The sequence below is a fragment of the Terrisporobacter petrolearius genome (genome assembly GCF_020748185.1).
GTDB classification, from domain to species: domain Bacteria; phylum Bacillota; class Clostridia; order Peptostreptococcales; family Peptostreptococcaceae; genus Terrisporobacter; species Terrisporobacter petrolearius.
The window spans coordinates 67,770-88,178 of the sequence record NZ_JAHZMO010000002.1 but is presented as its reverse complement, the minus strand read 5'-3'; the positions used below and the strand labels follow the sequence as shown (position 1 = coordinate 88,178).

23 protein-coding genes are annotated in these 20,409 nt (G+C 27.1%); 20 read left to right on the top strand and 3 right to left on the bottom strand.

The features are described from left to right. Nucleotides 1-20: 20 nt before the first annotated feature. The 9 genes from isdE to cysS all read left to right on the top strand — a co-directional run bounded on the left by isdE (nt 21) and on the right by cysS (nt 9,490). A complete protein-coding gene (isdE, locus tag K0040_RS01795) occupies nt 21-899 on the top strand; it encodes a heme ABC transporter substrate-binding protein IsdE (protein ID WP_228107263.1) in 879 nt (292 codons plus the stop codon). Beyond that, a complete protein-coding gene (locus K0040_RS01790; RefSeq protein WP_228107262.1) occupies nt 889-1,887 on the top strand; it encodes a FecCD family ABC transporter permease in 999 nt (332 codons plus the stop codon). Before isdE ends, K0040_RS01790 begins: the two co-directional genes overlap by 11 nt. Next, nucleotides 1,881-2,654 carry an ABC transporter ATP-binding protein gene (locus tag K0040_RS01785; protein WP_228107261.1) on the top strand — a complete coding sequence of 258 codons (774 nt, stop codon included), beginning with the start codon at nt 1,881-1,883 and terminating at the stop codon, nt 2,652-2,654. The genes K0040_RS01790 and K0040_RS01785 overlap by 7 nt, the downstream gene beginning before the upstream one ends. An 11-nt stretch (nt 2,655-2,665) precedes the next feature. Further along, complete coding sequence (locus K0040_RS01780) at nt 2,666-3,052, top strand: DUF454 family protein (protein WP_228107260.1); 387 nt, start codon at nt 2,666-2,668, stop codon at nt 3,050-3,052. After that, complete coding sequence (locus tag K0040_RS01775; RefSeq protein ID WP_228107259.1) at nt 3,045-4,817, top strand: ABC transporter ATP-binding protein/permease; 1,773 nt, start codon at nt 3,045-3,047, stop codon at nt 4,815-4,817. The genes K0040_RS01780 and K0040_RS01775 overlap by 8 nt, the downstream gene beginning before the upstream one ends. Then, a complete protein-coding gene (locus K0040_RS01770; RefSeq protein WP_228107258.1) occupies nt 4,810-6,483 on the top strand; it encodes an amino acid ABC transporter ATP-binding/permease protein in 1,674 nt (557 codons plus the stop codon). Before K0040_RS01775 ends, K0040_RS01770 begins: the two co-directional genes overlap by 8 nt. A 12-nt stretch (nt 6,484-6,495) precedes the next feature. Then, entirely contained in the window at nt 6,496-6,804 is a 309-nt protein-coding gene (locus tag K0040_RS01765) for a nitrous oxide-stimulated promoter family protein (RefSeq protein ID WP_228107257.1), read from the top strand. Nucleotides 6,805-6,950: 146 nt separating this feature from the next. Next, nucleotides 6,951-7,718, top strand: coding sequence for an ATP-binding protein (locus K0040_RS01760; protein WP_228107256.1), 768 nt, complete (start codon nt 6,951-6,953; stop codon nt 7,716-7,718). A 353-nt stretch (nt 7,719-8,071) separates the two neighbouring features. Next, on the top strand, nt 8,072-9,490 hold the full coding sequence (gene cysS, locus K0040_RS01755; protein ID WP_228107255.1) for a cysteine--tRNA ligase: 1,419 nt from the start codon (nt 8,072-8,074) through the stop codon (nt 9,488-9,490). 52 nt (nt 9,491-9,542) lie between these two features. On the opposite strand, the gene K0040_RS01750 is transcribed toward cysS, so the two are convergent. After that, nucleotides 9,543-9,959 (bottom strand): Fur family transcriptional regulator, encoded by a 417-nt coding sequence (locus K0040_RS01750; protein WP_228107254.1) that lies wholly within the window; start codon nt 9,957-9,959, stop codon nt 9,543-9,545. A 223-nt stretch (nt 9,960-10,182) separates the two neighbouring features. Here K0040_RS01750 and K0040_RS01745 point away from each other — a divergent pair, with 223 nt between their 5' ends. From K0040_RS01745 to K0040_RS01695, 11 genes are all read left to right on the top strand, one after another. Next, on the top strand, nt 10,183-11,115 hold the full coding sequence (locus K0040_RS01745; protein WP_228107253.1) for a metal ABC transporter substrate-binding protein: 933 nt from the start codon (nt 10,183-10,185) through the stop codon (nt 11,113-11,115). 25 nt (nt 11,116-11,140) lie between these two features. Continuing rightward, entirely contained in the window at nt 11,141-11,827 is a 687-nt protein-coding gene (locus K0040_RS01740) for a metal ABC transporter ATP-binding protein (RefSeq protein WP_228107252.1), read from the top strand. A gap of 2 nt (nt 11,828-11,829) precedes the next feature. Beyond that, nucleotides 11,830-12,618 carry a metal ABC transporter permease gene (locus K0040_RS01735; protein WP_228107251.1) on the top strand — a complete coding sequence of 263 codons (789 nt, stop codon included), beginning with the start codon at nt 11,830-11,832 and terminating at the stop codon, nt 12,616-12,618. A 183-nt stretch (nt 12,619-12,801) separates the two neighbouring features. After that, nucleotides 12,802-13,410: a DNA-binding protein gene (locus K0040_RS01730; RefSeq protein WP_228107250.1), complete on the top strand. Its 609-nt coding sequence runs from the start codon at nt 12,802-12,804 to the stop codon at nt 13,408-13,410. 37 nt (nt 13,411-13,447) lie between these two features. Beyond that, complete coding sequence (locus tag K0040_RS01725) at nt 13,448-14,278, top strand: hypothetical protein (protein WP_228107249.1); 831 nt, start codon at nt 13,448-13,450, stop codon at nt 14,276-14,278. An 82-nt stretch (nt 14,279-14,360) separates the two neighbouring features. Next, the gene (locus K0040_RS01720; protein WP_018591104.1) at nt 14,361-15,032 is read left to right on the top strand and encodes a response regulator transcription factor; all 672 of its coding nucleotides are present in this window, start codon (nt 14,361-14,363) and stop codon (nt 15,030-15,032) included. Beyond that, the gene (locus K0040_RS01715; protein WP_228107248.1) at nt 15,022-16,251 is read left to right on the top strand and encodes a sensor histidine kinase; all 1,230 of its coding nucleotides are present in this window, start codon (nt 15,022-15,024) and stop codon (nt 16,249-16,251) included. The genes K0040_RS01720 and K0040_RS01715 overlap by 11 nt, the downstream gene beginning before the upstream one ends. A 122-nt stretch (nt 16,252-16,373) precedes the next feature. Then, nucleotides 16,374-16,691 carry a thioredoxin gene (gene trxA, locus K0040_RS01710; protein WP_228107247.1) on the top strand — a complete coding sequence of 106 codons (318 nt, stop codon included), beginning with the start codon at nt 16,374-16,376 and terminating at the stop codon, nt 16,689-16,691. Between the two features lie 25 nt (nt 16,692-16,716). Then, entirely contained in the window at nt 16,717-17,607 is an 891-nt protein-coding gene (locus tag K0040_RS01705; protein WP_228107246.1) for an NAD(P)/FAD-dependent oxidoreductase, read from the top strand. A gap of 168 nt (nt 17,608-17,775) precedes the next feature. Then, nucleotides 17,776-18,147 (top strand): ArsR/SmtB family transcription factor, encoded by a 372-nt coding sequence (locus tag K0040_RS01700; RefSeq protein ID WP_228107245.1) that lies wholly within the window; start codon nt 17,776-17,778, stop codon nt 18,145-18,147. After that, entirely contained in the window at nt 18,144-18,515 is a 372-nt protein-coding gene (locus tag K0040_RS01695) for a NifB/NifX family molybdenum-iron cluster-binding protein (RefSeq protein ID WP_228107244.1), read from the top strand. Before K0040_RS01700 ends, K0040_RS01695 begins: the two co-directional genes overlap by 4 nt. A 51-nt stretch (nt 18,516-18,566) precedes the next feature. Here K0040_RS01695 and K0040_RS01690 read toward each other — a convergent pair whose 3' ends face one another. Next, complete coding sequence (locus K0040_RS01690) at nt 18,567-19,031, bottom strand: hypothetical protein (protein WP_228107243.1); 465 nt, start codon at nt 19,029-19,031, stop codon at nt 18,567-18,569. A gap of 16 nt (nt 19,032-19,047) precedes the next feature. Beyond that, the gene (locus K0040_RS01685; RefSeq protein ID WP_228107242.1) at nt 19,048-20,307 is read right to left on the bottom strand and encodes an ArsB/NhaD family transporter; all 1,260 of its coding nucleotides are present in this window, start codon (nt 20,305-20,307) and stop codon (nt 19,048-19,050) included. Nucleotides 20,308-20,409: the final 102 nt, after the last annotated feature.

The following is a 20,409-nucleotide window of genomic DNA, read 5'->3' as shown; positions in this document are numbered from 1 at the left end:
CAAAGAGAGGGAAGAGAAAGATGAGCTTAAAGATGAAATTAGTTGGATTACTTTCAGTGGCAACTTTAGCTTTAATGGCTGGTTGTTCAAGTAATGAGAGTAATGAAAACAAAGTTACAAATAACAGTGATAAAGAAGTAGTAGTTGCAACATCAGTTGCTGTAACAGAAATTTTAGATAAATTAGGTGTTGAAGTAAGTGGTGTTCCAACTACTTCCTATGAATTACCCAAAAGTGTAAAAGATGCAACGAAAGTTGGTAATCCTATGAGTCCAGATTTAGAAATAATAAAATCTCTAAATCCAATTTGTGTAGTTTCTGTAGATACATTAGGATCGGATTTTGAAAAGAAATTTACAGAAAATAATATACCAAGTAAGTTTGTTAATTTAAGTAATGTTGATGGGCTTAAAAAAACAATTCTAGATTTAGGCAAAGAATTTAATAAAAAAGAAAAAGCCAAGGCCATAATAGAGGAACTAGAAAAGAAAGAAAAAGAATTAACTTTAAATAATAAAAAAAATGATGAGGAAGTTCTTATATTATTTGGAGCACCTGGATCTGTAATGATTTCAACGGATTTATCTTATGTAGGTAATTTAGTAAAAATTGCAGGTGGTAACAATATTTTTGAAAGTAAAACTTCATCTTTCATGCAAGTAAATATGGAAGAAATAATAAAAAGAAATCCTGATAAAATTTTAATAATGACACATGCTGTCCCTGAAGAAGCAAAGAAAACTGTTGAAGAAGAATTCACCAAAGAAACCTGGAAACAATTAGATGCGATAAAAAATAACAAAGTGTATTATCTGGAAAATGGATATTTTGGAATGAGTGCTAACTTAAAAGTTATAGAAGCACTAGATAAGATGGGGGAAATCTTAAATGAGCAATAAAAGTTTAGATAGGAAAAAAACATTATACATATTATCATGCATAATATTTTTATTTGCCCTATCTTTAATATCAATGAAACTTGGCTCTTTAGACATATCATATAGTGAATTAGTAAAAGGACTATTTACAAATTCCAGTGAAGGTAATATGTCTATAATAAGGGAGTTAAGATTCCCTAGAATTATAATTGCCATATTAGTTGGAGGAAACTTGGCCATATGTGGTGTGCTTTTACAAGTTGTTGTAAAAAACCCTTTAGCAGATCCAGGTATAACAGGAATTTCTGCAGGAGCATCATTAGCTGCAGTATTAATAATTGTACTTTTCCCTGGACTTAGTAATTTTAAAGCATTATTAGCATTTGGTGGAGGGTTAATCTCAGCATTATTAGTATTTTCCATAGCTTATGATAAAGGATTTTCACCTCTTAGAATAATCCTAGCAGGTGTGGCAATAAATGCCATGTTCTCTGCCATGTCTTCCATACTTACAACTGTGAACTCAACGGGAGCATTATCAGTTACAAATTGGTTAAATGGTAGTTTAGCCACAGTTACATGGTCAGATGCAAAAATACTAGTTATTTATTCTTTGATAGGTGTATTAATATCATTTACCTTAAGGCAAACTTGTAATTTAATGAGTCTTGGAGATAAAACAGCAAAAAGTTTAGGTGTGGATATTAATAAACAGAGAATTCTAGTATCAGCCGTTGCCGTATTCTTGGCAAGTATAAGCACAGGTGTAGCAGGAATTATTTCCTTTGTAGGATTAATAGTACCTCATATAGGCAGATTTCTAATAGGATCAGATCATAAATATCTAATACCATTTTCTTTCATCATGGGCGCTATTTTACTTTTAATAGCTGATACATTAGGAAGATGTTTATTTGTGCCTTATGAAATACCAGTTGGTCTTGTTATGTCAGTAATAGGTGGGCCATTCTTTATATTCTTATTAAGAAGGAGTATGAAAAAATGTTAAGAGGAGAGAATGTAAGCTTTTCTTATAATAAAGACAAAGCTTTTATAGAAAATTTAAATATAAATATACCAAAAGGGAAAATAACTACTATTTTAGGTCCAAATGGAAGTGGTAAATCCACATTACTTAGTATTTTATCAACTTACAATAAACCATCAAAAGGAAATGTTTTTTTTGAAAATAAAAACTTAAAGAAAATAAAAACTAAAGAAATTGCAAGACTTATAGCCACAGTTCATCAACATAATGAATCACCAGCTGACTTAGATGTGGAAACTCTAGTTAGCTATGGTAGAGTTCCTCACAGTAAACATTGTAAGGACAAAAATGAAGATGAAAAAATAGTGAACTGGGCAATTAATTCAACGAATTTAGATGATAAAAAAGATAATAAAGTTATGAGTTTATCTGGTGGGCAAAGACAACGAGCTTTCATAGCTATGGCTCTAGCTCAAAAGACAGATGTGCTACTTCTCGATGAGCCTACAACTTATCTTGATATTTATCATCAAATAGAAATACTTGAACTTGTGAAAAAATTAAATAAAGAGCATGGTATAACCATAATTATGGTTCTTCACGATATAAACCAAGCAATAAAATACAGTGATAATATTGTGATTATGAAAGATGGAAAAATAATAGAAGAAGGAAATCCACAAAAGGTTATAAATGAAAATACGATAAAATATGTTTACAATGTGGAAGGCATAATTTGCAATGTAGATAAAGAAGAAATGTATTTTGTTCCAATAAAAGCATGTTAGGAGGAATAGCAATGAATATAGCAAAAAAGGCTTTATTTTTAATAGTAGGATTAATTTCTTTAATACTTGGTATTATAGGTATATTTTTACCATTATTGCCTACAACGCCATTATTATTATTAACATCATACTGCTTATTAAAAAGCAGCGATAAATTAAACGAAAAATTTATGCAAACTAAAATATATGAAAAATATGTAAAGAAATTCCAAGAACAAGGTGGAATGACTTTAAGAGCGAAATTAACTTTAACTATACCTGTATCATTACTATTATTATTTATGTTTATAACTATTGATAGTCTTGTGATGAGAATAATTATTGTTGTCATGTGGCTAGCTAAAGTTATAGTATTCACAAAAATGAAGACAATCAAAGTGGAGGCAAACAATGTTTAATAAAAGATTACTATCAATATGTGATAGTTCAAAAAAATGGATTGGACTTACAGTTTTAATGAACTGGATTTCTATAATCTGTAATATAACGTTGATTTTATTTATAGGAACTACTGTGGATAAATTAATAAATGGAAATTTAAACTTAAATATGATTAGTACATCTATATTTATAATAGTAATGTTAGGAATAAGATTTGTAGCAAACTTTTTATCTACTAAATTTTCTCTTTACTCATCAAGTGAAGTTAAAAAAACTCTAAGAAGTACAATATATGAAAAACTATTAAGCTTAGGAGTGAATTATACAAATACTATATCTACATCTTCTACAGTTCAAATAGCAGTAGATGGAGTGGAACAGTTAGAAATATACTTTGGTAGATTTATGCCACAATTATTTTATTCTTTGGTAGCGCCATTAACCTTATTTGCAGCAATGAGCTTTATAAGTTTGAAAACAGCAATAATACTTTTAATATGTGTACCATTAATACCTATTACAATAATGGTAGTTATGAAAATAGCTAAAAAGCTACTTAGCAAGTACTGGGGTGTATATACAGATCTAGGAGATTCATTTTTAGAAAATCTTCAAGGACTTACAACTTTAAAAATATTTGATATTGACGAAGATAAAAATAAAGAAATGAATGATAATGCAGAGCATTTTAGAAAAATAACTATGAAAGTATTATCAATGCAATTAAATTCCATAATAGTAATGGATATAATAGCTTTTGGCGGTTGTGCACTTGGTATACTTATAGCAATATTTGAATTTAGAGCAGGAGTATTAAGTGCAGGAGACGTTCTAATAATAATACTTTTATCTGCAGAATTTTTCATACCAATGAGACTATTAGGGTCATTCTTCCACGTGGCAATGAACGGTATATCTGCCAGTGAAAGAATGTTTAAATTATTAGATGCAGAGGTTGAAGAGATAAATGCTTTACATGAAGAAAAAATAAATAAGTTAAATAATATAAATATAGAATTAAAAAATGTGGACTTTAGTTATGACAAAGAAAGAAAAGTCTTAGAAAATATAAATATAGAAATGAAAAATAATAAAATGATAGCTTTAGTTGGAGAAAGTGGATGCGGTAAAAGTACAATTACCAATTTACTTCTAAAACAAAATAAAGTTGAGAGTGGAGAAATATTATTTAATGGAATCTATTTAAATGAAATACCATTTGATATATTAAATAAAAAAATAGGATTTATAAATCACAGTGCTTATGTTTTCAATGGAAGTATAGAAGATAACATAAGAATGGGTAAAAATAATGCAACTAATGAAGAAATATATGATGCTCTTAAAAAAGCAAATTTATATGAGTTTGTAATAAGTTTACCAAACAAATTAAAAACTAATGTGGGTGAAAGTGGTTCACTTTTATCGGGTGGTCAAAAACAAAGATTAGCATTAGCTAGAATAATAATAACAGATCCTGAAATATATATATTTGACGAAGCTACTTCTAACATAGATGTGGAAAGTGAAGAAAAAGTTTGGGAAAGTATTTATAAGTTAGCTAAAAATAAAACTGTAATAGTTATATCTCATAGACTTGCCAATGTTACAAAGGCAGACATGATATATGTATTAGATAAAGGTAACATAGTTGAAAGTGGAAAACACAAAGAATTGTTAATGATAAAAGGTAAATATCACGAATTAGTAACTCAACAACAAAATCTAGAAAATATATATAAAGTAGATAATGAAATGAAGGATGTGGCAGTAAATGAATAATAGACAATCGGGACTTAAAATAATGACAAGGCTTATAAAAGTTTTAAAACCACTAGCGCCTATCATGATGATTACTATATCATTTGGTGTACTTGGATTTTTAGCAGCCATAGCAATAACATCATTTGGAATGATAGCAACTGCCACTGCTTTAAATATAGACATGGGAGTTTCTTTCAAAACTTGCATGATGGTAATAATATCATGTGGAATACTTAGAGGAATACTTAGATATATAGAACAATACTCAGGACATTTTATAGCATTTAACATACTTGCCATACTTAGAGATAAAGTTTTCAAAGCACTTAGAAAATTATCACCAGCAAAGCTTGAAAGTAAAGAAAAAGGAAATTTAATTTCTGTAATAACAAGTGATATAGAATTATTAGAAGTATTTTATGCTCATACAGTGGCTCCAATTGCCATAGCAATAATTACTTCAATAATAATGAGTATAATACTTTGGAGTATTAATCCTATTTATGGTGCTACATCAGCTATATTTTATATAATAGTAGGATATTTAATACCTGTTATATCTTCTAAATTTGGAAAAGATGCAGGTGTTGAATATAGAGAGGAATTTGCAAAAACAAACTCTTATTTATTAGAATCATTAAACGGTATAAAAGAAATATTATTATTTGATGAAGGTAAAAATAGATTAAATCAAATAAATAAAAATAGTGATATATTAGATGAAAAAATGGATGGAATTAAAAAACATGAAGGAATAATCAGAGCTTTTACAGATGTAACTATAATGATTGCAATACTTACATTTTTATTTATAAGTATAAAATTATACAATGAAGGAAGTGTGAATATAGGTCAAGGCCTAGTTGCCATAGTTGTTCTTTCAAGTTCCTTTGGTCCAGTTGTTGCTTTAAGTAACTTATCAAATAACTTACTTCAAACTTTTGCTTGTGCAGGTCGATTATTTGATATATTAGATGAAGTACCAGCAATAGAGGAAGTTGATGGTGATATGAAGTTAAGTTCTTCTCTCATAAATATAGAAAACGTAAATTTTGCTTATACAGGCAGAGACAAAAATCTTTTGAAAGATATAAACTTAGAAATTAAACCAGGAGATAAAATAGGTATTCTTGGAGAAAGTGGATGTGGAAAGTCTACATTCTTAAAATTATTAATGAGATTTTGGGATGTTAATGAAGGAAGTATATCTTTAGACAATAAAAATCTTAAAAATATTCCAACTAAAACTCTTAGGAGATCTCAGTCCTTAGTTACACAGGAGACCTTCTTATTTAACGATAGTATAGAAAATAATATAAAAATAGGTAAAAAAGATGCCAGTGAAGAAGAAGTAATAGAAGCTTGTAAAAAAGCATCTATTCATGAATTTATAACTATGCTACCACAAGGTTATAAAACTAATGCAGGTGAACTTGGTTCAAATTTTTCATCAGGAGAAAAACAAAGGATAGGAATAGCTAGAGCTTTCTTACATGATGCAGATATACTAATATTGGACGAGCCTACAAGTAACCTAGATACTTTAAGCGAAGCGCAAATTCTAAAATCAATAAATAATGAGTGTAAAAACAAATCCATAGTAATGGTTTCTCACAGAAAATCCAGTGTATCAATTTGTGATAAAAAGATTTACGTAAAAAACAATACACTAAACTTAGCTTAAGAAGGTAATGAAATGGGAAGAATAGAAAAAGAAAAAAATACAATAACTCTTATGATAAATATTTATTGTAAGAAAAAACATAAACATAAAGATAAATTATGTGAACAGTGCCAAGAATTATTAGAATATGCTCATAAAAGGCTGGATTTTTGTAAGTTTGGGGAAGAAAAAAGCTTTTGTAGTAAGTGTCCCATACATTGTTACAAAAAGGATATGAAAGCTAAAGTAAAAGATGTTATGAAATTTTCAGGACCGAGACTTATAATTTACAGTCCGATTCAATTTATAAAACATATATTTGAAAATAAAAATAAATCTTGATTTTTAGAAGTTTTTTCTCTTTTACAATGGAGTTGTTTCGAAGAAGCAAATTTTTATATAAAAAAATGTTTAATCTGGTAGAACTTTGCTATAATTTAGATAGATAGTTAACAAAAAAATCTAAAGGCATAAGGGGGAAAGTAACTATGTCATACAATATAGCAGTTGCAGGTAAAGGTGGTACAGGAAAAACTAGTTTAACAGGTATACTTATTGATTATCTTACTAAAGAAAAAAAGGGTGAAACTTTAGTAGTAGACGCAGATGCAAACTCTAATATAAATGATGTATTAGGAATGGAATTGAATGGTACAATAGGAGAAATAAAAGAAAAAGCAAATCAAATGGAGCAAAGAAGAGAACAATATCCAGGGGGAATGACTAAATCTCAATATTTAGAATATGAATTAAATTCTATTGTGGAAGAGGGAAATGGATATGATTTACTTGTAATGGGTAGATCAGAAGGTGAAGGTTGTTATTGTTTTGTCAATTCTATTTTAAAAAGACAAATTCAATTAATGTCTAATCACTATGACTATGTTGTTATGGATAATGAAGCTGGGATGGAACATTTAAGCAGAAAAACACTTAGAGAAATAGATGATTTATTATTAATAAGTGATTGTTCAGCTAGAAGTATAGAAGCTGTTGCAAGAATAAGAGATTTAGCTAAAGAAATGGGAATAAGAGTTGGAAGAACATCTTTAATAATAAATAAAGCACCTAATGGAGAGTTAAATGATGGTGTAAAAAGAGAAATTGAAAGATTTAACTTAGATTTACTTGGAGTAGTTCCTATGGATGAAATGATATTTGAATATGACTGTAATAGAAAACCATTAGTTGAATTACCAGAGACTTCTAAAGCTAGAGTAGCTATGAAAGATATTTTTGAAAAATTAAATGTTTAATATAAAAGAAACAGTATAAATTTATTTTATACTGTTTTTCTATTTAATATTATAATTTATTAGTTCTAAAAATAATTTATTAGTTATAACTAGTTGCAAAATGAATTATAGTTACATATAATTAAATCATATAATTTATTAAAGGAGGATATTAAAATGAAAACTTGTTGTTGCTGTTGTTTGAAAAAATTAAAAAATTTCAAAAAAACAGCATACCTGTGTTTATTTTAATATTTAACTATAACTCATATTGTAAATAATTAATAATACTAAACTGCAGGTGTATCTGGAGTTTTTCTTTTTGTAGAGAAACTTCATATGCTTGCAGTTTTTTTATTTAAGGAGGATTTATTATGGATTTAAAACTGTATAACACATTAAGCAGAAATGTAGAAAAATTTATACCTATTGAAGAGAAGAGGGTTAAAATGTATACTTGTGGACCGACGGTATACAACTATGCCCACATAGGGAATTTAAGAACTTATATATTTGAAGATGTATTAAAAAGAACTCTTAAATACAATGGATATGAAGTTAATCATGTAATGAATATAACAGATGTGGGGCATTTACAATCAGATGGAGACACTGGTGAAGATAAAATGGAAATGGGTGCTAAAAGAGAAAATAAAAGCGTTCTAGATATTGCAAGATTTTATGAAGGTGAGTTTTTAAAAGACTTAAAGGCTTTAAATATTCAAGTAGCAAATCATATTCCAAGAGCAACAGATCATGTAAAAGAAATGATAGATCTAATAGAAAAATTAGAAAAAAGAGGATACACATATATAGCTAATAATAATGTATATTTTTCTATTGATAAATTTGAAGATTATAACAAACTGGCAAATTTAAGCTTAGAAGAAATGAATGCAGGAAATAGAGTGGAAGTAGATATCTATAAAAAAAATCCTCTTGATTTTGTTTTATGGTTTACTAATTCAAAATTTGAAAATCATATATTGCAGTGGGACTCTCCATGGGGAGTAGGATTTCCTGGTTGGCATGTTGAATGTTCAGCAATGGCAATAAAATACTTAGGTGAGTATATGGATATTCACTGTGGAGGAATAGATCATATACCAGTGCATCATACTAATGAAATAGCACAATCTGAAGGAGCTCTTGGACACAAATGGGTAAACTATTGGCTACATGGTGAGTTTTTAATTCTTGATAAAGGAAAAATGTCAAAATCTAGTGGATCATTTATTACATTAAAAAATTTAATAGAAAACAATGTGGACCCATTAGTATATAGATATTATGTACTACAATCAAAATATAGAAAACCTTTGGTATTTAGCTATGATAGATTAGAAGATGCATCTAATTCCTTTGAAATATTGAAAAATAAAATAAAATTAATAAATGATAATGTGGACAATGAAATATTAATAAATGAAAATATAATTAAAGAATACAAAAATAGGTTTTTGAAATATGTAAATGATGATTTAAATATAGCAAATGGTTTTACCCTACTCCATGAAGTTATAAAAAGTGAGAATTTAAATAATAAAGAAAAGAAAATAATAATAGATGATTTTGATAAAGTATTTGGTTTAAAATTAAATGAATTAAGTGATGACAAAGAAAAACTTGATAAAGATTTTGTTAATAAAATCAACTTATTAATAAAAGAAAGAGAAGCTGCTAGAAAAAATAAAGACTATAAAAAGTCTGATGAGATTAGAGATTATTTGTTACAAAATAATATTGAAATAATGGATAATAAAGATAATACAACTTGGAAAGTCAGAATATAATTATAAAAATAAAAGTCCTATTAACTAGATATAATCTAGAATAGGACTTTTTTTATAGTTTCTTCGCACACTCAGGACATATTCCTGTAAATTCTAAATTATGGCTAGTGATGGTAAAACCTGTTTCATCATATAAATCATTTTCGAATTTTTTTAAAGGACAACAATTCACTAATACAACTTTATTGCACAAAGAACATATTAATTGGTGTTTATGTTCTCTATTATTAATTTGAAAATATGTTTTTCCATCATTGCTCAATTGTTTTAATAAGATATTTTTTTCAGTTAGAGCATTCAATGCCCTATAAACAGTAGATAGATTTATATTAACTTCCTTTGAAGCTTGTTCTAATATATCTTCAGATGTAAGAGGGCTATTAGAGTTATTTAATACGGAAAGTATTATCATTCTTTTTTTAGTAGTTTTTAAATTTGCTGCTTTTAAAATATTATCTTCATTATTCATAGTTTTCACATCCTTAAAAAATAAAAAATAATATGTTTCTTATAGTAATACTAAGAAAAGGATAAACTTATTATATGACTTTGTCAATAAAATATAAATGCATATGATTTGCACTTGACTAATATATATATAAGTAGTATTATTTATTTAGTAATGCAAATGAGAGGTGTTATCATTTAAAAATAATTTAATAAATCTATAATAAAAGGAGTTGAAAATAAGTATGAAAAAAATAATATCCTTGCTACTAGTTGTGCCTATGTTGTTTACAATAGGTTGTAGTAAAGAAAATAAAACTGATGAGAATTCAAAGGGGAAGATAAAAATATATACTAGTATATACCCTCTGTACGATTTTGCTAAAAAAGTTGGAGGAGATAAAGTTGAGGTAACAAACTTAGTTCCCGCAGGAACAGAACCACATGACTGGGAAATATCAACAAGTGATATTGTAAATCTAGAAAAAGCAGATATGCTTATTTATAATGGAGCAGGTATTGAAAACTGGACGGATAAAGTTATAGATACCTTAGAAAACAAAGATATAGTATATGTGAAAACTAGTGAAGGACTAGACATACATAAGGCAGTGGAAAAATCTAATAGTAGTAAAGATGATGGACATGACCACGGAAATTTGGATCCTCACACATGGCTAAGTATAAAAAATGCAAAACAGGAAATGGAAAATATTAAGGATGCTCTAATAAAGCACGATTCTGAAAATGCTAAGTATTATGAAGATAATTATGAAAAATATGCTAAAAAGTTTGATGAACTAGATAAAAAATACGCTGATACATTAGATCCAATTAAAAATAAAACAATTATAGTTGCTCATGAAGCTTTTGGATATTTATGTTCAGAATATAATATAAATCAAGAGGGGATAGAAGGATTAACACCTGATAGCGAACCAGACCCTGCAAGAATGAGAGAAATAATCAAATTTGCAAAAGAAAATAATGTAAAGACCATATTCTTTGAAGAACTTGTAAGCCCAAAAGTTGCGCAGACAATAGCAAAAGAAATAAATGCAAAAACAGAAGTATTAAATCCATTAGAAGGTTTAAGTGAAAAGCAAATAAATAATGGTGAAGATTACTTTAGTGTAATGGAAAAGAATTTAGAAGTATTGTATGAATCAATGAAATAATTCATGCTAAATTTGGGAGGCATATATGAAAAATATAATATCAATTGAAAATGTATCCTTTGCTTATAATAAGGAAAATGTACTAGAAGATATTATTTTATCTATAGATGAAGGCGATTTTGTCGGTATTATTGGTTGTAATGGTAGTGGTAAAAGTACACTTATGAAGCTTTTAATAGGACAGTTAAATCCATCAAAGGGAAAAATAAAATTATTTAGTGAAGATTTAGATAAAAGTAATAATTTAAATAAAATAGGATATGTACCACAAATATCACTATCTAGTGGAGCAAACTTTCCAGCTACAGTAGAAGAAATTGTTATGGCAAATTTATACTCTAAAGTTGGTTTTATGAAATTTCCTAAAAAGGAACATAAACAAAAGGTAAAAGAAGCTCTAAAAATTGTAAATATGGAGGACTACTCAAAAAGATTAATAGGTAACTTATCTGGAGGTCAACAACAAAGGGTAATGATTGCGAAAGCCTTAGTTAGTGATCCTAAAATTATAATTTTAGATGAACCAACAACAGGTATTGATGCTGATTCAGAGGAGCAACTTTATACTCTTCTTGAAAGATTAAATAAAGAATCTAAAATTACAATAGTTATTGTTAGCCATGACTTTGCAAAAATATCAAAATATACAAATAAAATATTTGTTGTTGAAAACAATAAGGTATCTTTAATGAGTAAGGAGAATGAGGTGTAGACATGATTTTTGAATATGATTTTATGAGGAGGGCATTTATAGTAGGAATATTACTTGCTATTATTGTACCTTGTATAGGCATTATAGTAGTCCTAAAAAGATTATCTATGATAGGAGATGCACTATCTCATTCATCTCTTGCAGGTATTGCAGCTGGTTTAGTATTTAATATTAACCCTGTACTTGCAGCTGTGATTGCATCTTTGGCATCTGCTTTTAGTATAGAATTTATAAGAAAAAAAATACCTAAGTACTCGGAAATGTCCATAGCAATTATTATGTCAGCTGGAGTTGGCTTAGCCGGTGTATTATCTGGATTTGTAAAAGATTCAGCATCATTTAATAGCTTCTTATTTGGTAGCATTGTTGCAATAACAGATTTTGAATTATTTATGGTAATAGGAATAAGTTTATTAGTTATAATTGCTTTTATATTTTTATATAAGGAATTAATGTATATTGCCTTTGATGAAGAAGGGGCAAGACTTGTAGGTATACCAATAAAAACTGTTAACTTTATTTTCACTATATTAACAGCTTTTACAGTATCTATAGCTGCTAGAACAGTGGGTGCGTTAATAGTTTCATCTATGATGGTGGTACCAGTTGCTTGTGCAATGAAATTTGGAAAAAGTTATAAACATACAGTATTATTATCAATACTGTTTGCTATTATTTTTACAATCATAGGACTAACAATATCATATTACATAGGTTTGAAGCCTGGAGGTACTATTGTTTTAACTGGAATTTTATTCCTTATATTGACAATGATAATAAAAAAAGATTAAAGCAAGTGAATACTTCACTTGCTTTTTATTTCCACAAAATAATATATTTATATATGTTATTATGTAATTTACTTATATAATAAGAAGAAAAAAATAATAATATGGAGTAGATTTCTTGAAAAATATATGTGTTGAAAGAAATTTATGGTACAATTATAAAAAAGGAATATGACGGAGGCAATTATGAATTCTAAAGACAGAATAGAATTATTTCTAAAATATCAAAATCAAAATATGTCCTTTGAAGATATTTCTAAAAAGTTAGAAATAAAACCTGCTACACTTAGAAGAAATTTAAACAAAAATGGATATAAATTAGAAAAAGGAATATATGTAAAATCTATTGATGAGTCACAATTATCATTTGACAATGTTAATAGTACAAAAAAAAGTTCTAAAAGCAAGTTAAAGACAAAGGATACGAAAGAAAAAAGTAAAACTAAAGAAACTATAAAAACTAAAGAAAAAGTAAATAAAAAGAAATCTACTATACCTAAGAAGGATAAAAAGATAAATATATGTCAAGATGACATAGATAAATTGTGTGAAGTTTATGATTGGTACATAGAAGTAAAAGATAATAAAGTTTTTAAACCTAAGAAGGTGTCTAATAAAAAAGACATTGTGTTAGACACTGAAGAAATTGGTGATGTAAAATCAGCTAATATTAGAGTTGATAAGCAGACTTGGGAAGACTTTGAGAGACTATGTAGTAACTCATCTTATAATAAGAAAGAAATCTTAACACAAGCCTTAAAAGATTTTATGAAAGCATATAAGAACCTTCTTTAAGAAATGACCTATTAGAATGAAAATGAGGTGCAAGTATATGAATAACATTATGAAAAAATCAATTTTACTTATTCTTATATTAATAGTTTTAATAATAGGTATAAATATTATTACAAGTGTTAAAGAAACAAAATATAGTGAATACGAAACAGGTACTATAAATAGTAGTAATGCAAAAACATTACAAATTGATAATAATAAAATTACTAATTTATCAGATAGAACTGGAAATGATGTTACTGCTATGACTAAGATAAAAAATATCTCTAAATTGAATTTAAGTCAAATAGTATTATTTTATGATGAACTAGATAAAAATGATAATATCATATCTCAATCTAAAACTGATATCGATATAACATTAAGCCCAAGTGATGTAATGCAGGTGCAATTTACACCGAAAGATTACACTGATTCCATAGAAATTACAGGTTATACATATATAGCAGAAGATTGTAGCGTGGTTGTAAATTTAAAGGATAATGAAACAAAAACATATGAGAATAATAAGTATTTAGAAAACAGCAAAAACTATGATGTAATGTCAATAAGTAAAGGCAACGCTAAATCTAAAAAAGATGATTTAAATTTCACTATAGAAATAAAGAATGTATCAAATAAAAATTTAGGAAATATTGTTTTGAAAGTTGCAGAAATAGACAAAAATAAAGAAATAGTAAAAATTGATCATATAATATACAACTCTATTTTAAAGCCAGAACAACAGGATAAGATAGTAAGTTCTTTATATGATTCCAATTATGATATTAAAATTTTAGGTTACACATATGATGATATGGAAAATAAGAGCAATGTAGATATTGATTTAATTACAAATAAAGTAAATATAGTTGAGAATGGACAATAATAATTAGGAATATTTCAAATCTTATTTGGGGTATTCCTTTTGTTTATATATAAGAAATAACAGGTAATAATAGGAGAAAAAAATGAAAATATTAGTAGTAGAAGATAATAAAAAGTTATTACAAACTATTGAAAAAGAACTAAAAAAACACTTTGAAGTTGAATGTTGCGAAGATGGAGAAGAAGCTCTTTATCTTATAAAACAAGGAATATATGACTTAGTTGTATTAGATTTAATGTTACCAAGTTTAGGTGGAATAGATATTTTAAAAAATATAAGAAATAATCATATAGACACACCTGTTCTTATTTTAACGGCTAAAGAAAGTCTTGATGAAAAAGTAGAAGCTTTTTCTATTGGAGCCAATGATTATTTAACAAAGCCATTTTATATGGAAGAACTAGTTGCAAGAATATATGCTATGCTTAGAACAACAGGTAAATTGCAAACAAAAAACACATTAGATTTTTATGATTTGCATCTTGATTTGAGTAAAAGAAGAGTATTTTATAAAAATGAAGAAATAGAACTGCAAAACAAACAGTTTAACTTGTTAGAATATTTTTTATTGAATAAAGGTACTATTTTATTAAAAGAACAAATATATGACAGAATATGGGGCATGGAATCCGACGCAACTATTGAAATTGTGGAAGTATATATAAGTAATTTGAGAAAAATATTAAGTAAATTTGGATATGATAAATGCATAAAAACTAAGCGTAAGGTGGGGTATATGTTTGATGATAAATAAAAAAGTTTTTAATGATACTAAAGATAAACTGATTAAAATTAATGTTTTAGTAGTATCTAGCTTTTTAATTATTTTTTCTCTTTTTACATTTTTTTACTTTCAAAGCATAACTTATAATAGTATAGATGATAAGTTAAAAGAGGAATACGAATATATTAGTATGCAAATAAATAGGAGTTCATATCTAAATCCTATAGTTTTAAATGATCCTAGGGATTTAGTATATATTTATAAAAATAGTAGGCTTATATATTATACAAAGAGTGATTATTTTAATGAATACGTACCTTCAGAAGAAACTAATCAAACAAATATATGCTTTACTTATAAAAAAGGTAATTATACATTTAGAGAATTATCAATAACAATAAATAATATGAAAATTAGAATAATAAGAAATATTGATTCTGAGCTTTTTTCACTAAAACAATTACTTTTTGTCTTAGGAATTGGAATAGTATTTTCCATTATTATTACATATTTTGTTGCCCTATATTTGACACGAAAAGCCTTACTACCAATAGAAAATGCGTGGAATACACAAGCTAAATTTATTCAAGATGCTTCTCATGAGCTAAGAACTCCAATTACCATAGTATCATCCAAATTGCAAAGTCTTTTAACTGTTCCCAATAGCACAATAAATGATGAAGTGGAAACAATTGCAGATGCTATGAATGAGACAAGAAGACTTAAAAAGATGATTAAAGATTTATTATCTCTTTCAAAAGAAGACTCTATAACAAAATTAAAAATTGAAGAAATAAATATGGTAGATCTAGTTGAAGAAATATACAGAGATTATGTTGATATAGCAAATATTCAAAATAAAGATTTGAAGTACGAAAACAACCTTAAAAACCAATTGATTTTAAGTGATAAAAATAAACTTAAACAATTATTACTAATATTTATAGATAATGCATTTAAATACACGGATACAAATGACGAGATAAGATTTAAGTTAGAGGAAAAAGATAATAAAATAATTTGTACAATATTGGATACAGGTATTGGAATTAAGGAAAGTGATTTAAAACATATTTTTGACAGATTCTTTAGAAGTGATAACGTGAGAAATCAAGATATTGATGGATCAGGAATTGGTTTATCAATTGCAAAAATGATAAGTGTAAATCTTAAGTGCAAAATAAAACCTTATTCTGTCGTAAATGAAGGATCTAAATTTGAAATAATAATACCTAGAGAAATTTCATAGATAAAGTTTTTGCCATTATAAAATGGTTATATATGAAATATAATATACATATCTATTCATATAATGTTAACCTTTATTGTAAAAAATTAATATTATATAGTGATACATTAGGAGGAGAAATAATGGCTAAATTAGTAAATAACTCTCAATTTTATAATAAGATTAGAACGTCAGATAAATTAGTAGTAATGGATTTTTTTGCAACCTGGTGTGGACCTTGTAAAATGTTAGCACCTATATTTGAATCATTAAGTAATGAAATGTCTGATAAAGTTGACTTTGCCCAAATTGATATTGATAGAAGCCTTGAAGTAGTAGAGGAATATAAAATAGTTTCTGTTCCAACAATGATAATATTCAAAAATGGAAAAGAAGTTCAAAGAATGGTGGGGTTCGTTCCAAAGGAACAAATAAAATCTAAAATAAAGGCTCATTTATAAGAGCTGTGAATTGTGGTGAATAATAATGAGATATGATATAGCAATTGTAGGAAGTGGGCCAGCGGGCCTTTCAGCGGCAATAAACGCAAAAATTAGAAATAAAAATATAATAGTATTTGGAAATGAAAATTTAAGCAACAAACTAAAAAAAGCTCCAGAAATAAACAACTATTTAGGATTTCACGAAATTAGTGGAGAAGACTTGAAAAACAAATTTAAATATCATATAGATAGCATGGGAATTAAAGTATCCAATAATAAAATAACAAATATTTATGCTATGGGTGACTATTTTGCTTTAATGAGTGGTGAAAATATGTTTGAAGCTACTACAGTTATATTAGCAACAGGTGTTCAATATGGCAAACCAATTAAAGGTGAAGAAGAATATTTAGGCAAAGGTGTAGGATATTGTGCTACTTGTGATGCTCCTTTATATAGAAAAAAAACTGTAGCGATTATCGGTTACAATAAAGAATCTGAAGAAGAAGCAAATTTCTTAAATGAAATAGCCTCTAAAACATATTTTATACCAATGTACAAAAATGAAGGCCTTATGAGAGGAAATAATTTAGATACAGATATAGAAGTTATAAATGAAAGACCAGTTGAAATAAAAGGAGAAATGTTAGTAAATCAAGTATCTTTTAAAAATAGTTCTATAGATGTAGATGGAGTTTTTGTAATAAAAGATAGTGCATCACCAAAAACTTTAGTTCCAGGGCTTGAAGTTGATGGGTCACATGTTATAGTTGATATAAATATGAATACTAATATTGCTGGATGCTTTGCATGTGGAGATATAGCTGGGAAACCTTATTCTTATATTAAATCAGCTGGCCAAGGACAAATAGCCGCTATTAATGCAGTGTCATATATAGATCAATTAAAAGTGAAAGAAAAAAATATTAAGTAAAATTTTCAGAGTTAATATAAATGATTTTTAACTAAAAATTAATTATATATTAACTCTTTTTTGTTGGATAAATATTTATTATATATAAAATAATAAATAATACTTGATAAAACTAATTAAGTGTACTATTATTTAGTTAAGTAAATACTTAAGTAAAAAGAGGTGCCCATGGAAACTTTAGTAAAAGTATTTAAAGCACTAAGTGATGAAACTAGATTGAAGATTTTAATGATTATATCTAGTAAGGTTATTTGCCAAAAAGGCATATCAAAGCATTTGCAGATTTCAGACTCAGCAGTTTCTCAGCATATTAAAATATTAAAAGAAGCAAATATTTTAACAGGATATAAAGAAGGATATTATGTTTTTTATAAAATTAATGAAGAAGTTTTTAATGAATGTATATCTTTTATGAAACTTATAAATGATGATAATCAAAATTTTATACATATGACAAATATAGAAACAAGTAAAAACTGTTGTGGAAATACCTGTAAAGGCAAGTCAAAATGTTGTAGGAAAAGGGAGGATTTAATATGAAAATTTGTATACCAGTAGTAGAAAATAAAGGGATGGAAAGTACTCCATACAATCACTTTGGGTCAGCTCCAAAATTTTTAGTTGTTAATTTAGATGGAGAAGAAGTTGAAGTAATAAATAATGGTGATTTGAATCATGAGCATGGAAAATGTCAACCGATGAAGGCATTAGCTAACAAATCTGTAGATGTTGTTATAGTAAGAGGAATAGGTGCTGGAGCAATATCTAAATTAAATAGTATGGGAACAAAAGTATTTAGAGGTGTTGAAGGAAACGTAAAAGAAAATATCCAACTACTAAAAGAAAATAAATTAGTTGAGTTCACTGTAAATAATGGTTGCAATCACCATGATTGTGGAAATCACTAATAAATAAAAAACATCTTGAAGCTACTATTATCTTCAAGATGTTTTTACTTATTATTCTATATTGTTTATATTTTTTTTACATTCCTCGATTTTGTCTGAAAATGCATTTAAAGTTTCTTCAAGTTGACTAATATTAACGTCAGAAATATCATAGTTTAAAAATAAGTTTTCTACGTCTGTTGTTAAAGAAGTTATTGCATTGTTCAACTTTAAAAAATTATTAAAATTATCAAGTTTTTTAGCTTTTTTAAATTTACTTAAATCTTTTTGTATAAATGAAACTATTTCAATTTCTTTATCAAATATACCCTTACCCAGTGGATAAGGCTCAATTCTTTGTAAGAAATATTGATTTTTATGATTTATATTATACGTATACGTAATATCTAAATCATCAATTTTGAATTTAATAAAATATAAATATCCTCTAACACGAGTTATTTTAGTTGCTCCAATTTGTCTAAGTAGTATTTCAATAGAATCACCTTTTGTGCTATAAGTATCTATGATTTTCACTATATCACCATCCTAGTTAATATTTTAGTAATAAATATATGGTTGAAATAAAAACTGTCAGTAACATGACTGGGAAGCCAAGTTTAAAATATTTTTTAAAAGAAATATCATATCCGTGTTTCTCACCAATATTTGCTAAAACCACATTGGCTGAAGCGCCTATTAAAGTTCCGTTTCCACCAAGACAAGCGCCTAAAGACGTTGCCCACCAAAGTGGCATAACATCCATTCCTTGAGATTCCATAGTAAGTATTAATGGAATTAAAGTGGCTACAAATGGTATGTTATCAAGGAAAGAAGATATTATAGCTGAAATCCATAATATAAGACACATTGTATATGTAGTATTTCCTTTTGTTAAGTTTATTAAAAACTGTGCAAGATTATCTATAACACCTGACTCAGAAAGTCCACCTACAACTATAAATAAACCTATAAAAAATAATATTGTGCTCCACTCAACGCTACTTATTATTTCGTCTGTATCTTGTTTTCCTATTATAAGCATAACACATGCTCCAGACAAAGCAATCATAGAAGATTCTAAATTTAAACTACTGTGGAAAATAAATCCAAGTAAAATTAAAAATAAAACACAGATACTTTTGTAAAGTAGAGGTCTGTCTTGTATAGCTTTTTCCTCATCTAAAGATGTAATACATGCCTCATTAGCCATGTTTGAAATGTCATTTTTATATATTGCCTTAAAACATAAAATTATGGCAAATAAAATAACTACAACAACAGGACCAACATTAACAATAAAATCAAAAAAACTTAAATTTGCAGCACTACCAATCATTATATTTGGAGGGTCACCTATTAAAGTAGACGTACCTCCAACATTAGAAGCAATTATTTCTGTCATAAGAAATGGGACTGGATTAACATTAAGAATCTGACATATTACAATTGTCATAGGACCTACTAATAATACAGTTGTAACGTTATCTAACAATGCAGATAACACAGCTGTAATAACAATAAAATATATCATTATTCTCCAAGGATTTCCTTTAGATTTTTTTGCTGAATAAATAGCAATATATTCGAATAAACCAGAATTTTTAACTATTGATACTACAATCATCATACCCATAAGTACCCCAATAGTATTAAAGTCTATATGTGAAATAGCTTTCTCTAAAGTTAAAACATTGGTAATTATCATAAGAACAGCACCACTAATAGCAGCTACAGTTCTATCTATTTTCTCTGTTACAATAAATAGTATTACTGCAGCGAAGATTAAAACTGATATAATTTGATTACTCATAAAATCACCTCCATAGTCATTGAATAAATAGAAAAACTAGCCATAATATTAATATTAGCATAAATTTCCCAAAAGTTGACAATAAAAGAAATTTTTATATTG